This window comes from Corynebacterium sp. 74A (assembly GCF_008930665.1).
In the GTDB taxonomy this organism is placed as follows: domain Bacteria; phylum Actinomycetota; class Actinomycetes; order Mycobacteriales; family Mycobacteriaceae; genus Corynebacterium; species Corynebacterium megadyptis.
On record NZ_PQMG01000001.1, the window covers coordinates 384,381 to 400,066 of the forward strand.

Annotated in this window: 13 protein-coding genes; 3 read left to right on the forward strand and 10 right to left on the reverse strand. The window is 63.7% G+C overall.

The features are described 5' to 3' along the window. Positions 1-31: 31 nt before the first annotated feature. From GBB11_RS01685 to mqo, 5 genes are all read right to left on the reverse strand, one after another. Positions 32-1,396, reverse strand: coding sequence for a cobyrinate a,c-diamide synthase (locus tag GBB11_RS01685; RefSeq protein WP_151548780.1), 1,365 nt, complete (start codon positions 1,394-1,396; stop codon positions 32-34). Next, the gene (cobO, locus tag GBB11_RS01690) at positions 1,390-1,998 is read right to left on the reverse strand and encodes a cob(I)yrinic acid a,c-diamide adenosyltransferase (protein ID WP_151528546.1); all 609 of its coding nucleotides are present in this window, start codon (positions 1,996-1,998) and stop codon (positions 1,390-1,392) included. Before cobO ends, GBB11_RS01685 begins: the two co-directional genes overlap by 7 nt. Before the next feature lie 96 nt (positions 1,999-2,094). Beyond that, positions 2,095-2,841, reverse strand: a complete 747-nt coding sequence (locus tag GBB11_RS01695; protein ID WP_151548781.1) for a VWA domain-containing protein — start codon at positions 2,839-2,841, stop codon at positions 2,095-2,097. A gap of 19 nt (positions 2,842-2,860) precedes the next feature. Then, positions 2,861-3,961, reverse strand: a complete 1,101-nt coding sequence (locus tag GBB11_RS01700) for an ATP-binding protein (RefSeq protein ID WP_151548782.1) — start codon at positions 3,959-3,961, stop codon at positions 2,861-2,863. Between the two features lies 1 nt (position 3,962). Next, a complete protein-coding gene (gene mqo / locus GBB11_RS01705) occupies positions 3,963-5,465 on the reverse strand; it encodes a malate dehydrogenase (quinone) (protein WP_151548783.1) in 1,503 nt (500 codons plus the stop codon). Between the two features lie 678 nt (positions 5,466-6,143). Here mqo and GBB11_RS01710 point away from each other — a divergent pair. From GBB11_RS01710 to GBB11_RS01720, 3 genes are all read left to right on the forward strand, one after another. Beyond that, entirely contained in the window at positions 6,144-7,109 is a 966-nt protein-coding gene (locus tag GBB11_RS01710; protein ID WP_151548784.1) for an alpha/beta hydrolase, read from the forward strand. Positions 7,110-7,222: 113 nt separating this feature from the next. Beyond that, on the forward strand, positions 7,223-8,614 hold the full coding sequence (mtr, locus tag GBB11_RS01715; protein WP_151548785.1) for a mycothione reductase: 1,392 nt from the start codon (positions 7,223-7,225) through the stop codon (positions 8,612-8,614). 144 nt (positions 8,615-8,758) lie between these two features. Continuing rightward, complete coding sequence (locus GBB11_RS01720) at positions 8,759-9,523, forward strand: hypothetical protein (RefSeq protein WP_151548786.1); 765 nt, start codon at positions 8,759-8,761, stop codon at positions 9,521-9,523. 31 nt (positions 9,524-9,554) lie between these two features. On the opposite strand, the gene GBB11_RS01725 is transcribed toward GBB11_RS01720, so the two are convergent. The 5 genes from GBB11_RS01725 to dxr all read right to left on the reverse strand — a co-directional run bounded on the left by GBB11_RS01725 (position 9,555) and on the right by dxr (position 15,569). Further along, the gene (locus GBB11_RS01725; protein ID WP_151548787.1) at positions 9,555-10,982 is read right to left on the reverse strand and encodes a cobyric acid synthase; all 1,428 of its coding nucleotides are present in this window, start codon (positions 10,980-10,982) and stop codon (positions 9,555-9,557) included. 18 nt (positions 10,983-11,000) lie between these two features. Beyond that, positions 11,001-11,873 carry a type I methionyl aminopeptidase gene (map, locus tag GBB11_RS01730; RefSeq protein WP_151548788.1) on the reverse strand — a complete coding sequence of 291 codons (873 nt, stop codon included), beginning with the start codon at positions 11,871-11,873 and terminating at the stop codon, positions 11,001-11,003. 115 nt (positions 11,874-11,988) lie between these two features. Then, entirely contained in the window at positions 11,989-13,119 is a 1,131-nt protein-coding gene (ispG, locus tag GBB11_RS01735) for a flavodoxin-dependent (E)-4-hydroxy-3-methylbut-2-enyl-diphosphate synthase (protein WP_151528856.1), read from the reverse strand. Between the two features lie 73 nt (positions 13,120-13,192). Further along, a complete protein-coding gene (locus GBB11_RS01740; RefSeq protein ID WP_192796301.1) occupies positions 13,193-14,341 on the reverse strand; it encodes an RIP metalloprotease in 1,149 nt (382 codons plus the stop codon). Positions 14,342-14,405: 64 nt separating this feature from the next. Beyond that, complete coding sequence (dxr, locus tag GBB11_RS01745; RefSeq protein ID WP_151548789.1) at positions 14,406-15,569, reverse strand: 1-deoxy-D-xylulose-5-phosphate reductoisomerase; 1,164 nt, start codon at positions 15,567-15,569, stop codon at positions 14,406-14,408. Between the last annotated feature and the right edge of the window lie 117 nt (positions 15,570-15,686).

Sequence of the window (15,686 nt, forward strand, 5' to 3'; positions counted from 1 at the left end):
AGTGTAGTGGCCTTGGTGGGCAAAAATCGATTTAGCGATGCCTGCCCGCAGTGCACACAAAGTTCTCGATCGAGTGGGGAACGCTGGCGGGATGGACGTGGAGATAGGAGGCGTGGATCGTTGCGGACACAAAGCCTTCGGCCACCGCAGTGCCATCCCAGCCCCGCCAGCCCCAGGCCGGGCGGAAACCGGGTGCGGTCTCCTCGGCGAGGGCGGTGTGGTGAAACTCGTGACCGGTGACTCTGTGGCCGGCCTCGTAAAGCACCGAGGATTCCAGCGCCACGGCTTCCCGATAGCCCAGTTTCAGGCGGCGGCCCATGGCGCCATGGGTGCCGATCGCCCCCACCATGGGATGGGCGTCGAGGGTTTTGAGCAGCCACAGCAGTCCCGCGCATTCGGCGTGGACCGGTTTGCCGGCGGCTATGTGCTCGCGCACCCCGGCGGTAACACTATGCCGGGCGGCGAGTTCTTCCACATGTTCCTCGGGAAATCCGCCGGGCACAATGAGCCCTTCGCACTCGGGGAGTTCCTCGTGCAAGGGATCGAATTCCAGCACCTCGGCGCCAGCGGCACGCAGCAGCTCGGTGTGCTCGGCATAGGCGAAGCTGAACACCGGCCCCGAAGCCAGAGCGATACGCGGGGCGGTGCCCACGGCGTGGACCTCTGCGGCCGGATCCCAGGCGGGACCGGTATAGGCGCAGGAGGCCAGCTCGAGAATGGCATCGATGTCCACGTAGTTCTCGATCATGTCCGCCATGCGCTCGACGGATTCGACGGCGGCACCGCCCCGTTCGACGGCGGTCACGAGTCCGAGGTGTCGGGACGGTACTTCCACCTTGTCGATGCGCGGGATGATGCCCACCACTGGCACCCCTGAGTTTTCGATGGCGCGGCGACACACCTCGGCGTGCCGATCGGTGCCTGCCTTGTTAATGATCGCCCCAGCGATGCGTACATGGGGGTTATGCATGGCAAAACCGCGCACAATCGCGCCTGCAGATTGACTCATGCCGCGGACATCCACGACGAGGATCACGGGCAGCCCGAGCGCGGCGGCAATCTCAGCGGTGGAACCGGCACCGGCGTCTTCTGGTGAGTCGGTGATGCGGCCATCGAAGAGCCCCATCACGCCTTCCACCACGGCGATATCGCAGCCGGCGGCGCCGTGAGCATAGAGTGGGCCGATGCGATCGACGGAGCACATCACCGAATCGAGGTTGCGGCCCACACGCCCCGAGGCTAGGCCGTGATAGCCGGGATCGATATAGTCCGGCCCCACTTTGAACGGCGCGACGTTCATGCGCCGGGCCAGCGCCCCCATCAAGCCCGTGGCGATGGTAGTTTTGCCCGTCCCCGAGGCCGTGGCCGCGATGCACACACCGGGCACGCTTACCATTCGATCCCCTTCTGGCCCTTGCGGCCTTGGTCCATGGGGTGCTTGACCTTGGTCATAGTGGTGACCAAGTCCGCCACCTCGAGCAGGCGCGGGTCCGCATCGCGGCCCGTCATCACCACATGCTGGGTGCCGGGGCGAGTGCGTAATGTCTCCACCACATCCTCGACGTCGATCCACCCCCACTTAATGGGATAGGTGAACTCGTCGAGCACATAGAGATCATGGGTTTCATTGGCCAGGCGGCGCTTGATTTCCTCCCAGCCTTCGCGGGCGTCGCGGGCGTGGTCTTGTTCATCGCCACGCTTTTTCGCCCAGCTCCAACCCTCGCCCATCTTGTGCCACTCCACGAGCGGCTCATCGCTGAGCTCGTTGAGGCGCAGGAAGACCGATTCTTCCCCGACCCGCCATTTGGCGGATTTCACGAATTGGAATACGCCGATCTTCCAGCCTTGATTCCAGGCGCGCAGTGCCATGCCGAAGGCGGCGGTGGACTTTCCTTTTCCTTCCCCGGTGTGCACCGCGGTCACCGGCAGCATGCGTCGCTGCCGGGTGGTGAGGCCATCATCGGGAATATTTTTCGGATCAACTTTGCCTTGGGGCATCGGGTGGGGCTCGCTTTCGCACAGGGGGTGTATCTCTGAGCCATAGTAGCGAGACACACCCCGCCTCCCTGCCGCGGGGTGGTCCGCCCCACTCCTTTAAAGCGACTCAATGGCGCCGGCGACGTTATCGGAATTGAGCTCCGCAAGCTGCACGCAGGGAGCGCGCAGATGCTCCGCGAGGGTGCGCGCTAGCCCCAGCCGTACTCGGGCGGAGACCTCGCAGTCGATCACGATGGACCCGCTGAGCCCCTTGGCCGTGATAGCATCGGCGGCCGCATAGGCCTCTTTCATCCCATAGTTACCAGTGGCACGGCCGTCGCTGAGCACCACCATGATGGCGCGGCGACCCGGTTCCTTCCGAGCTTGGCGGGTGATGAGCTCATCTGCCATCACCAGCCCCTCGGCCAGCGGGGTGCGCCCGCCGACCCGAGCGGATTCGAGACGACGCCGCGCCACATCAATGGAACTGGTCGGTGGCAGCAAAAGCTCGGGGGCACGGCCACGCACGGTAATCACCGCCACCTTGTCGCGGCGGATATAGGCGTCTTTCAAAATTGATTCCACCGCACCGGTGACCGCCTCGAGGCGGGTGTGGCCAGCCACCGAACCGGAGGCGTCCACCACGAAGACGATGAGATTAGATTCCCTGCCCGCCTTGATGGAAGAACGCAGATCCTCCGGCCGCAGCTCCAAACGCCCATTGCTTATGATGGCGCCGCGCTCGGCGGCCGCCATGGCGGTGGCCACCACATGCACTCCCCTGCCGTGAGTGGTGGAGCGAATCACCGCCCCTTCACTCGACAGCGCCTTGGAACGTCGGCCCGGATTGGCTTCCTCGCCCATGCCCCGCCGGCGCAGTGTTCTAGCGGAGAAAGGGAGCGCCCATCGAGGCGCTATCACCCTTTCCATCGCCGCGCTGCGGCTGCTCCTCCTGCGGCGTCTCCTCGGACTCCTCCTGCTCCGGCGCGGAGGGCTCCTCCGAGCTATCGGCAGGCTCATCCTCCTGCGGCGGTTCGGTGTTCTGCTCGGGATCGGGGTTATCGTTGATGGCCTCGTCGAGCTTCTCGTCCAACTCGGAGTCGTCGATTCCGGGCTCATCGAAGGGATTGCGGCGCTTGCGGTGCGGCAGCGCGAGCTGGGCGGCCACGCGCACGTCCTCGTCCTCCACGATCTCGCTGCCACGCAGTGCTGCGTGGGCGATAGCGGTACGGGCGATTACGATATCGGCGCGCATGCCATCGACATCGAAGGCGGCGCAGAGCTGGGCGATACGCGCCACCTGTACGGTCGGCAACTCCACCTGCGCCACGGCGGCGCGAGCCTGATCCAGCTGCTCTTTGAGCTCGGTTTCCTGCTCCTGCCACTGGGCGGCAAAACCGTGGGGGTCGTTTTCATAGGCCAAGCGGCGGGTAATGATCTCCCCGCGCACGGCCGGGTCCTTCGAGCCGGTGACTTCCACCGCAAGCCCGAAACGGTCGAGCAACTGCGGGCGCAGCTCCCCCTCTTCGGGGTTCATGGTACCCACCAGCACGAATTTGGCGGGGGCGCTATAGGAGACACCATCGCGCTCAATACTGACCCGCCCGGTAGCGGCGGCATCAAGCAGCGCGTCCACGAGGTGATCGGCGAGCAGATTAACTTCGTCCACGTACAGAATGCCGCCATCGGCCTCGGCGAGCAGACCGGGCTGGTACTCGGCTTTACCGGTGCTCAGGATGGTCTCCACGTTGAGGGATCCCACCACGCGATCTTCAGTGGCGCCGAGGGGAAGGTTCACGAGGGAACCGTCGAGAAGCGGAGCGAAGCCACGCACCATGGTGGTCTTGGCGGTGCCTTTTTCTCCACGCACGCACACACCCCCAATCCCTGGTGAGATGGCGTTGAGAAGCAGGGCCAGCCGGAGCTGTTCCTGCCCCACGATCGCGGTAAATGGAAAACCAGGAACGGGGGTGTGTTCAGTCACATTAATCCTCGAGCTTGAGTGTCTTTTGGGTACGCTCCCACGTCTCCTCGAAGAGCTGCGGGTTCGCTGCCAGCTTAACACCGTAGGAGGGAACCATATCCTTAATCTTCGGTCCCCACTCCACCATGCGCTCGCCGAAGCAGCGCTCCAGCACCTCAAGCATGGCTGCCGGGGCGATGGACGCACCTGGGGAGGCACCGAGAATACCGGCGATAGAGCCCTCGGAGTTATTGATCAGCGAGGTACCGAACGCGAGAGTAGAGAAGGACGGTCCGGCGACCGGCTGGATAGCCTGGACGCGCTGGCCGGCGGTAACCAGTTCCCAATCCTCATCACGGGCGGTCGGCATGTACTCACGCAGCGACTCCATGCGTGCCTTCTGATCCTTGAGCAGCTCGGTAATCAGGTACTTGGTCAGGCCCATCTCCTGCACGCCCACGCCCACATAGGACAGCAGGTTCGTAACGCGGATGGACTTGAACAGGTCCAGGTTGGAGCCGGTCTTGAGGAACTTCGGGGTCCAGCCCGCGTAGGGGCCGAAGAGCAGGCCGCGCTTGCCGTCAATCACGCGGGTATCGAGGTGCGGCACCGACATCGGCGGAGCGCCCACAGAAGCCTTGCCGTAGACCTTAGCGGCGTGCTGCTCGATGAGCTCCTCGTTGGTGCAGCGCAGCCACTGGCCGGACACGGGGAATCCGCCCCAGCCGCGAATCTCGGGGATGCCGGACTTCTGCAGCAGCGGCAGCGCCATACCGCCGGCACCGACGAACACGAAGTTTGCGGTAATCACGGAGGTATCACCGGTGTGCACGTTGGTGGTGGTGATCTTCCACTTCTTGCCATCCTGGCTGAGGTTTTTCACCTCGTGGCCGTAGCGCAGCTCGGTGCCGGCCTCCTTCAGGCCCTCGATGAACTGCTTGGTTTGGGCACCGTAGTTGATGTCCGTACCAGCGGAGGTCCACGAGATAGATACCGGCTCCTTGGCGAAGTCACGGCCCTGCGCCATCAACGGCAGCTTCTCGGAGAAGACAGCGTCGTCATCGGAGTACTCCATGCCCGGGAAGAGCGGGTGACCCTTGAGAGCATCGAAGCGCTTCTTCAGATATGCCACCTGGTCCTCGCCGTGAGCGAAGGACACGTGAGGCACGGGGTTGATGAACTCGCGCGGATCCTTCAAAATCCCAGTGTCCAGCTGGTGCGACCAGAACTGGCGCGACACCTGGAACTTCTCGTTGATGTTGATGGCCTTGTCAATGTCAATACGCCCCTTGACCTCAGGGGTGTAGTTGAGCTCGCACAGGGCGGAGTGGCCCGTTCCTGCGTTGTTCCAGGGGGAGGAGGACTCCTGAGCTGGGGCGTCGAGCCGCTCCAGAATGAGCTGGCTCCACGAGGGCTCCAGCTGCTTCAACATTGCGGCGAGGGTGGCGCTCATGATGCCGGCGCCAACAAACGCTACATCCACTTCATCGCGTACCTGGGCAGTAGCTGCCTTGGAATCTGACACGTCAGTCCAACTTCCTTAATTCTCTATCTACGGTGCTCTCACGCGTTGTGCATTGTCTCTATTAGGTCCCGCACAGAATTCAGCCTGAACTACCCACCACCACAGAAACGACGAGCGGCGAGCAGACACAGCAGAACGGGTGCGACCCCTACAAACGCCTCGCAACCACCGGCACTCGAGACGGGTGCACGCGGGGCGCGGGTGCGTTTGTGCTGGTTCAAGTTTACGCGCCTACGCAGGCCAACAAATACTCTTTTAGAGGTCCTACCACTACCCTTTTCGCGCCTCTTTCGGCGCGGCGCGCGTCGACACAGCAAAGAAGGCACCATCACGCTGGCGTTTTCACAGCAAGAGCTCAGCATTATTCACCGGCCCTAAGCACAGGGAATTGCATGAAACCACCTCTTTTTTACCCCCAAAAGAGCGAAACTGGGCGTGCACTCCGCCTCCACCTTTTTGATTGTGTGGACTAGCCATCGCGCCGTGAACAGCGCCGCCGTCGCTGACCGGGTGTGCTCGAGCCGGCCAGCGCGAGAGGTGCACACCGCAGCCCAGCGCGGCCAGACCGCATGGTGCCCACACGGGTACTGCATCATCTGTGCTTTCCCGTCGATCTGGGCGCGTAAAGTTGGCCGCGCGAGAATGCTCCATGGCCAAGAAGGTAAGGGATGAAGCGAAGTGAGCGTCGATAAGCCTCTGCAGTGGCGGCCCGATCGTCTGGGCGCGGACTACGAGTATGCGCTCTGCGAGCTCGGGGCCGATCCCGATGGTGAAAGCCCTGTGTGCGCAGCACTGGTGCGCCACACCAGCCAGCATGAACACGCCGCAGTGATGGTGCATGGGATGACCGACTATTTCTTCCACGATCATGTGGCGCGCTATCTCGACTCCCGCGCAGTCACCACCTATGCCGTGGATCTGCGCAAGTGTGGCCGCGCGCTGCGCGAAGGGCAGACGCCCCACCATGTCAGTGATATTCGGCTGTACTGCGAGGACCTAGAGGCCACTCTCAAGCCGGTGGTGGCCGCGCATTCCAGCGTCAGCCTCATCGCTCACTCCACAGGGGCGTTGGCGGTGGCGGAATGGCTAGCCCAGACCACCCTGCCCGTGGACTCGGTGATTTATAACAGCCCCTGGTTGGAGATGCTTGGCCCGCCGTGGCTGCGCACCCACGTTCCGCGGCTCGCGGGAGCGATTACGCGGCTGCGCCCCGAGGCACTGCTGCGCCAACAACCCGATCCCAGCTACGGCAAGTCCTTGCATCGCGATTATGGCGGCGAATGGGCCTACGATCTCCAGCTCAAGCCACTGGCAGGTTTTCCGAAACGACTCAGCTGGCTGCGGGCGGTGGCACAATCCCAGCAACGACTCGCCCGCGATGAATTACGCACCCAGATCGCGAGCCTGGTACTCACCGCCGAGCGCAGCGGCGAGGGAGATATGCTCGCCGACGCCCACAGCAGCGACATCGTTTTAGAGGTCGCCGATATCTGGGCACGGGCTCCGCACCTATCGAGTGTGCTGAGTATCACCGCGCTGCCGCAGGCGATGCACGATGTGTACCTGTCCGCCCAGCCCACACGCAGCCAGGCGCTCGAGCTCACGGTGGACTGGATGCACCGGCATCGCAGGCACACGCCCTAGCGCACGCCGGATCAGAGAAGACGCGACAGCGCCCGATTGACATGAGCACTACTGTGGGAGAACGACAACTCGTATTCACCAACTATGACCCGTGTTTGAAGGAGATTTCCCCCATGGCTACTACCGCGGACAAACACTATGACCTCGTGATTATTGGCACCGGCTCTGGGAACTCGATTCCCGGCCCGGAGTTTGAGGATAAGTCCATCGCGATCGTGGAAAAGGGCGTCTTTGGTGGAACCTGCCTCAACGTCGGCTGCATTCCCACCAAGATGTTCGTCTACGCCGCAGAGCAGGCCCGCGCCGCCGCCCACAGCGAGCGCTATAACCTCGATACCCAGTTCAACTCCGTGGATTGGCCGGCCCTGCGCGAGCGCGTCTTCGGCGAGCGCATCGATAAGATTGCCGCCGGCGGCGAGGCCTATCGCCGCGGCGAAGAAACCCCGAATATTGATGTCTACGATGGCCACGCCCGCTTTGTGGACACCAAGACCATCGCCACCGCAGATGGCGATACCCCAGTAGTAATCTCCGGCGAGCAGATCGTGCTGGCCGTGGGGTCGCGCCCGCAGATTGTCCCGCCCTATGCCGGCACGGATTTCCGCTACTACACCAACGAAGACATCATGCGCCTCGAGGATCTCCCCGAGTCGATCATCATTCATGGCGGCGGGTTCATCGCCGCCGAGTTCGCGCATGTCTTCCACGATCTCGGCGCCACGGTGACCGTGATCAACCGCTCCCCGCGCATGATGAAAACCCTCGACGAGGATCTCACCACCTACTTCACCGAGATGGCCGAAAAGACGTGGAATACCTATCTGGGCCACGACATCAGCGAGGCCAGCAACACTGAGAATGGGGTTCGGGTGACCCTCGACGATGGCACCGTGCTCGAGGCCGATGTCTTCCTCGCCGCCACGGGACGCGTGCCCAATGGCGACCAGCTCGACGCCGAAAAGTCCGGCATCGAACTCGACGGCCCCCGCATTAAGGTGGACGACTACGGCCGCACCAGCTGCGAGGGCGTGTGGGCTCTGGGCGATTGCAGCTCCCCCTACCTGCTGAAGCACGTGGCCAATGCGGAGATGCGCGCCGTGCGCCACAACCTGCTGCACCCCGAGGATCTGCGCCCCATGCCGCACGAGAACGTGCCCTCCGCCGTGTTCACCCACCCGCAGATCGCCACCGTGGGACTGACCGAAGAGCAGGCCCGCGATAAGGGCTATGACATCACCGTCAAGATCCAAAAGTACGGCGATGTGGCCTATGGCTGGGCGATGGAAGATGAGTCCAATTTTGTGAAGCTCATCGCCGATCGCGCCACCGGCCAGCTGCTGGGTGCGCACTTCATCGGCCCCGAGGCCGCTACCCTGATCCACCAGCTGATCACCGTGATGACCTTCAAGCTGGATGTGCGTAAGGTCGCCACTGAGCAGTACTGGATCCACCCCGCACTCCCCGAGCTGGTGGAAAACGCGCTGCTGGGATTGGACTTCTCCTAGCTCCTCGCCCCGCCTGAACGACGAAAGCAGCGGCAGCCGAGCGCCGCACTCCCGCGCAGCACAGACGCCTGCGAGGGTCACTGCCGCGCCCGTGCCTGCCGCTTTTCTCTCTTCTCCCCCACGGCGTAGAATCCATAAACCATCGTGTCTGCACCAGTATCCCGTCACCCCGCATCCGTGGCCACACTCAGCCTCGCTGTAGCTGTGACCATAGCTTTGTCTGCCCTAGGCACGAACTTCACGCATCAATCGCTGTGGTACTCCGGCCTGGCAGCCGTGACCATGGTGGTGTGTTCTGGTGCCATTGGGCTCCTCGCCATTCGGCGTTTCGTATACCAGCATGTGCCGATACGCCCGCCCCACCTATTGTGCGGGGCGGGCGCGGTGGTGAGTTTGATCAGTGGCTGCGCCACCCTCGTCGTCCGGCAGCTGGGTTCGCCAACGCTTCACTCCACCGTGACCCTCGCCTCCTTCTACGCCATGCCTGTCGCGGCCGTGGCCTGTGCCCTCGGCGGATTCTTGCTGCTGCCGCGGCGCTGCGTCCCAGCCGTCTTTGGCATTATCAGCGGCGCTTTAGCCACCGGCTATATCTCCCTTGGCGCGGATACCCTGCTCACCCGCTCCGGGGTGGTGGCCACCGCTGTAGCCACCCTCGTGCTGAGCGTGTGGAGCATTATGGATCTACGCGGCTATCGCTCCCGCGGCACCTGGCCCCTACGGCTCGCAGCCGCCATCATTGCTGCAGTAATGACCTACGCCATCGTTATCGCCGCCACCCCCAGCAGCTGGTGGGCCAGCTATGCCCCGCCCCAAGCTCTGGCCCTGAGCTATATCGCCGCCGCAGCGCTCGGGCTCAGCGGCGGGCTCTCCTATCGCGGGCCGCAGCATCGCCCACACGACGCCGCCTAAGGGTTCGTAGCACCCGGCAGCGCCCGCCAGCTTAGGCCCCGAGGTCCGCGCAGAGCTGCGCAAGATCCCAGTGCTGCTCCACCGTATCGGCGATGAGATCCAGCTGGCGCATTCGCTCTGCGGCGAAGGAGGTATCGTCACTGACCACAAACCCAGGCTTGCCGGCGGTCTCTGCCACCCAGGCGAGAAAATCGCGGCGGGTGGCATCGTGTTCGAGTAGGCCGTGCACATGGGTGCCGCGGCATAACGCGGTGGCGCAGCCCTCGCCATTAAGCCAGGGCTGCTCGGCATTAGCCGCCACCCGCCCATGATGGATCTCATAGCCGCCCTGCGGGGTGCGGGTGAGGGTTTTGGTCTCGTGGAACTCGATGGTGGCGTCGAAAAGCCCGAGTCCTACAGCATCGGTGGGTCCTTCCACCCCATCGGTGATGTGGCGGCACATCATTTGGAAGCCGCCGCAGATACCGAGCGTCGGGCCACTGCGCTGCACGATCGCATCTGCCAGCCCGCTGCTGCGCAGCCACTGCAGATCCGACACCGTGGATTTCGAGCCGGGCAGCACCACCAGATCGGCGGAGGCCACCTCATCTGGATCGACGCTCCAGGTCACGGTCACGCCCGGTTCACAGGCCAGCGCCTCCACATCGGTGGCATTGGACACTCGCGGCAGCCGCACGGCCGCAACCCGCAGCCGCTGGGTGCCCAGGGCCGAGGTGGGTGGCCCAACGGGCGCGCCGATCACCGATTGCAGGGAGTCCTCCGCATCCAGCCACAGCCCGTGAATATAGGGCAGCACCGCCACGGTGGGAACCCCGGTGCGCCGCTGCAGCTCCTCCAGCCCGGGCTCGAGCAGGCTCTGATCCCCGCGGAACTTGTTGATCACAAAGCCCTTGATGCGGGCCCGGTCCGCGGCGGAGACAATCGCGTGGGTGCCATAGAGATGCGCCAGCACTCCCCCACGGTCGATATCGCCCACCACATACACCGGCAGATCCGCGGCCTCGGCGAGGCCGAAATTGGCTACATCTGTTGCGCGCAGGTTGATCTCCGCCGGCGAGCCGGCGCCCTCGCAGACAACGATGTCATAGCGGCTCTCGAGGTCGCCGAGCGCAGCCGCCGCAACCTCCCGCAGCTGGAGGCGGTGCTCCACATAGGAAGTGGCGGATACCTGTCCGCGGGCGGTGCCGCGCACCACCAGCTGCGAGGTGCGATCCGATCCGGGCTTGAGCAGGATGGGGTTGAAGTCCACATGCGGCTCCAGCCCGCATGCGGCCGCCTGCATGGCTTGGGCTCGCCCAATCTCCCCGCCGGTGGGGCACACCGCCGAGTTATTGGACATGTTCTGTGCCTTGAAGGGGGCCACCGCATAGCCGCGACGGCTCAGTGCCCGACACAGCCCGGCGGCGATAATGGATTTCCCGGCATCGGAAGTGGTGCCGGCGATCAATAGAGCTACCACGGGAGTTCTTCTGTGCCTCTAGTCCTCGTCGGGCAAGGTGAGGATCTCGTTGCCATCCTCGGTGATCACGAGAGTGTGCTCGAACTGGGCGCTATAGGCACCGTCGGTGGACTGCACCACCCAGCCATCGTCCCACATCCTGTAGTCGAGGCCGCCGAGGTTGATCATCGGCTCGACCGTCAGCGTCATGCCCGGCTCGAGCACATCGCGATAGGCCTGGGAATCGTAGTGCAGCACCACGAGCCCATTGTGGAATGTCGGGCCCACGCCATGGCCGGTGAAGTCCCGCACCACGGAGTAGCCGAAGCGCTTGGCATAGGATTCGATGACTCGGCCGATCACATTGACCTCGCGGCCCGGCTTGGCCACCTTGATGCCGCGCATCATTGCTTCTTTGGTGCGCTCCACGAGCAGCCGGTGCTCCTCGGAGACATCACCGGCGAGGAAGGTGGCATTGGTATCGCCGTGCACACCATTTTTGTAGGCGGTGATATCCACGTTCACGATATCGCCGTCTTGGACCACGGTCGCGTCGGGAATGCCATGGCAGACAATCTCATTCACCGACGTACAGCAGGACTTCGGAAAGCCGCGATAACCCAGCGTGGAAGGATAGGCGCCGTGATCGCACATATACTCGTGTGCGATCCGATCCAGGGCATCGGTGGTCACTCCTGGAGTAACGGCCTTACCCACCTCACGCAGGGCATTCGCGGCGATCTTGGAGCTTTCGCGCATCGCCTCGATGGTCTCGGGGGTCTGCACATAGGGTTCGCCAATGGCCTCCTGCACCTCGTCCTTCCACGCGTATTCCGGACGCTCAATATGATCCGGCACGGCGCGGATAGGAGTCTTGCGGGCAGGTACTTGCAAACGGGGGCGTTGAGTCATGCCCCTTATACTAGGCCCGTCGCGCACGCTTATCGACGCCGCCCTCCATCAGCACTGCCGTGCCCCTGGCAGCTAGCGCGCAGGGGCTAGTGAACAACGTCAGTACAGGGTGGGTTTAGCTCACCGTCACAGAGGGCGAACCGGACTCGGTCTCCTCCATGGTTTCGGCGATGCGGGTGGCTTCCTCAATCAGGGTTTCCACGATCTTGGATTCGGGCACGGTCTTCACGACCTCGCCTTTGACGAAGATTTGGCCCTTGCCGTTTCCGGAGGCCACACCGAGGTCGGCGTCGCGGGCCTCGCCCGGGCCATTGACCACGCAGCCCATGACGGCCACGCGCAGCGGCACCTCGAAGCCCTCCAGGCCTGCGGTGACTTCCTCGGCCAGGGTGTAGACATCCACCTGGGCGCGACCGCAGGAGGGGCAAGAGACGATCTCCAGCTTGCGGGGGCGCAGGTTCAGCGATTGCAGAATCTGATCGCCCACCTTGATCTCCTCCACCGGATCAGCGGAGAGGGAGACACGAATGGTATCGCCAATACCCTCGGCGAGCAGCGCGCCGAAGGCCACCGAGGATTTGATGGTGCCTTGGAAGGCCGGACCGGCCTCGGTGACGCCGAGGTGCAGCGGGTAGTCGGTCTGTGCGGCGAGCTGGCGGTAGGCCTCCACCATCACCACCGGATCGTTGTGCTTCACCGAGATGGCAATATCGCCGAAACCGTGCTCCTCAAAGAGCCCAGCCTCCCAGACCGCGGACTCCACCAGCGCCTCCGGGGTGGCCTTGCCGTACTTCTCCAAGAAGCGCTTATCCAGCGAGCCGGCGTTCACGCCAATACGGATGGGGATGCCGGCCTCGCCGGCGGCCTTCGCCACTTCTTTGACGCGGCCATCGAATTCGCGAATATTACCGGGATTAACGCGCACGGCCGAGCAGCCGGCGTCGATCGCCGCGAAAATGTATTTCGGCTGGAAGTGAATATCTGCCACCACGGGAATGGGTGATTTCTTCGCAATTGCAGGCAGCGCCTCCGCATCAACCGTCTTGGGGCAGGCGATGCGCACAATATCGCAGCCGGACGCGGTGAGCTGGGCGATCTGCTGCAGCGTGGCGTTAATATCGTGCGTCTTGGTGGTCGTCATCGACTGCACGGAGATGGGATAATCGGATCCCACGCCCACATCGCCCACCATGATCTGGCGGGTTGTGCGACGTGGCGCGAGGGTGGGCAGCGGGGCATCCGGCATGCCGAGACCGATCGGGGTACTCACAGAGAGATTCTCCTTTAAGAGATTTTTTGGGCTTTGAATCTTGATGTTATCAGCCGAATAGGCGCACAGGGTTGACCACATCGGCGGCGATGATCAGTACACCGATGCCCATCAGCAGCGCCCACATCACCACAATGAGCGGCATGAGGGCCGCGTAATTGGCCGGCCCCGCTGGGGCGAGACCGCGCATCCGGCGGATGGCGTCGCGAAGCTTCTCATAGAACACGATCACGATATGGCCACCATCAAGGGGCACAAAGGGAAGCAGGTTGAACAGGGCGAGGAAAAAATTCAGGCTGGCGAGCATCATGGCGAAGATCGACCATTGCGAACGCTCCACGAGCTCCCCACCCACGAGGGACGCACCCACCACGCTCATGGGCGAATCCATCTCGCGTTCGGCGCCGAAGATGGACCGAGCCACCCCGGGCAGCTTAGCGGGCAGCGAGGCCACCCCCTGCCACGTGGCATGCAGCATCGCTCCGGAATAGTGCAGGGTGGCGGGCACCGCCTCGAGGGGGCCATAGCTGAGGTAGAGATCAGGGATCGGCGCATTGACCACCCCAATCACACCAATCTCCTGGCCCTCCACTGTGCGCGAATCCACGCGCACATCCAGATCGACGGGGCGGTGATCGCGCTCCACGTGCACCGTGATCTCTTCGCCGGGGCGCTGCACCACATAGTCGCGCACATCGGTGAAGGTGGCCATCGACTGCCCATCGATCGCGCGGATCGTATCACCCGGGCGCACGCCCGCCACAGCGGCCGGCCCCTCGCGCACCTCGCCGACCCGGGCGCTGAGATCCGGATCGGGATTCGGCAGCCCGGCGGTGGCGGCCACCAGATACAGCGTGAGCAGGCCGAGAGCTAGGTTAATCAGCACCCCGCCGAGGAGCACAAACACGCGCTGATACCAGGGCTTGTACACCATGGCGTAGGGGCGTTCGTCCTCCGTGACGGGATCCACCGAGGTCATGCCTGCAATATCGCAGAACCCGCCCAAAGGAATCGCTTTGAGACCATATTCGGTGTGGCCTTTGCGGAAGGAGAACAACGTGGGGCCGAAACCGATGAAGTAGCGCCGCACCCGCATGCCACAAGAGCGCGCCGCCAGCAGGTGGCCCCACTCGTGCAATGCGATCGTGATCGCAATACCGAGCGCGAAAAGCACCACACCCATTGTGTAACTCACGATTCCACCGCCTTCTGCCTCGAGCTAGCCCCTCGCATACTACAGCGCCGGCGAGGTAACTATCCAGCTAGCGCTCGCGGCTGCGAATCTCCTGCTGCGCCAAGGAGCGCGCCCTGTCTTCCACGGCCAGCACATCCTCCACGTCGCGGGGCGGAATCGCGAAATCCTCGGCCTTATCGACGATCTCTGCCACCACATCCACGATCTGCGGGAAGCGAATGCGGCCCTGCAAAAACGCCTCTGCGGCTTCCTCATTGGCGGCGTTATACACCGCGGGAACGCTCCCGCGGCGAGAGGCGACGTGGCGGGCCAGCTCCACCGCGGGGAAGGCGGCATTATCCACCGGCTCGAACTCCCAAGCGAAAGACTGCGAGAAGTCCAGTGCGGGCTGAGCATCCTTGACCCGCTCCGGCCATGCCAGGGCATGAGAGATCGGCAGCTTCATCGACGGCGGGGAGGCCTGGGCAATGGTGCAGCCATCGATGAAGGTGACCATGGAGTGGATGATCGACTGCGGGTGCACGGTGACATCAATGAGCTGCGGGTCGATATCAAAAAGATAGCTGGCCTCGATAAGCTCAAGTCCTTTATTAATGAGGGTGGCAGAGTTGAGAGTGTTCATCTGCCCCATCGACCACGTGGGGTGCGCGGCGGCCTGCTCGGGAGTGACCTCCCACATGCGCTCCCGGTCCCAGCCACGGAAGGGGCCACCCGAGGCGGTCAAGACGAAGCGAGCGACCTCGTCGCTCCTGCCGGAGCGCAGACACTGGGCCATCGCCGAATGCTCCGAATCCACCGGCACCAGCTGCTCGGGGGCAGCGGCGCGCAGCACGATATCCCCGCCAGCGACGAGCGACTCCTTATTGGCCAGCGCCAAGCGTGCCCCCGACTCCAGCGCGGCCAGGGTGGCCCCCAGGCCGAGGGAGCCCACCAGACCATTGAGCACGGTATCGGCCTGCTGGCTGCGCACCAGCTCCGCGGAGGAATCCGCACCGGAGATCACGGTTCCGCCGAGCCCCTCCGAGGCTGTCTGCGCCGCCGTATCATCGGCGATGGCCACCTGCTCGGGCGCCAGTCCGCAGCGGCGGGCTTGCTCCATGGCGAGCGTGACGGAGCGGCCACCGCAGGACAGCCCCACAAGCTCAAAGCGATCGGGATTCGCTTCAATGATCTCGAGGGCCTGTGTGCCGATAGAACCTGTACTTCCTAAGAGGATGACGCGAGTCTTCATGCCTTATATTCTTGCACTCGCACCACAAGCGCGGCTGCGGACACTACCAAGAAGCTCTGCGCCCCGCGGCCCGCCGCCTATCCCCCGTGTGAGGCTAGCGCGAAAAGCACGGTTGGG

Excerpts from the sequence above, each read along its gene's own strand:
- GBB11_RS01685 (WP_151548780.1), bottom strand. The coding sequence starts at position 1,396 with ATGGTAAGCGTGCCCGGTGTGTGCATCGCGGCCACGGCCTCGGGGACG.
- cobO (WP_151528546.1), bottom strand. The coding sequence starts at position 1,998 with ATGCCCCAAGGCAAAGTTGATCCGAAAAATATTCCCGATGATGGCCTC.
- GBB11_RS01695 (WP_151548781.1), bottom strand. The coding sequence starts at position 2,841 with ATGGGCGAGGAAGCCAATCCGGGCCGACGTTCCAAGGCGCTGTCGAGT.
- mtr (WP_151548785.1), top strand. The coding sequence starts at position 7,223 with ATGGCTACTACCGCGGACAAACACTATGACCTCGTGATTATTGGCACC.
- map (WP_151548788.1), bottom strand. The coding sequence starts at position 11,873 with ATGACTCAACGCCCCCGTTTGCAAGTACCTGCCCGCAAGACTCCTATC.
- ispG (WP_151528856.1), bottom strand. The coding sequence starts at position 13,119 with ATGCCGGATGCCCCGCTGCCCACCCTCGCGCCACGTCGCACAACCCGC.
- dxr (WP_151548789.1), bottom strand. The coding sequence starts at position 15,569 with ATGAAGACTCGCGTCATCCTCTTAGGAAGTACAGGTTCTATCGGCACA.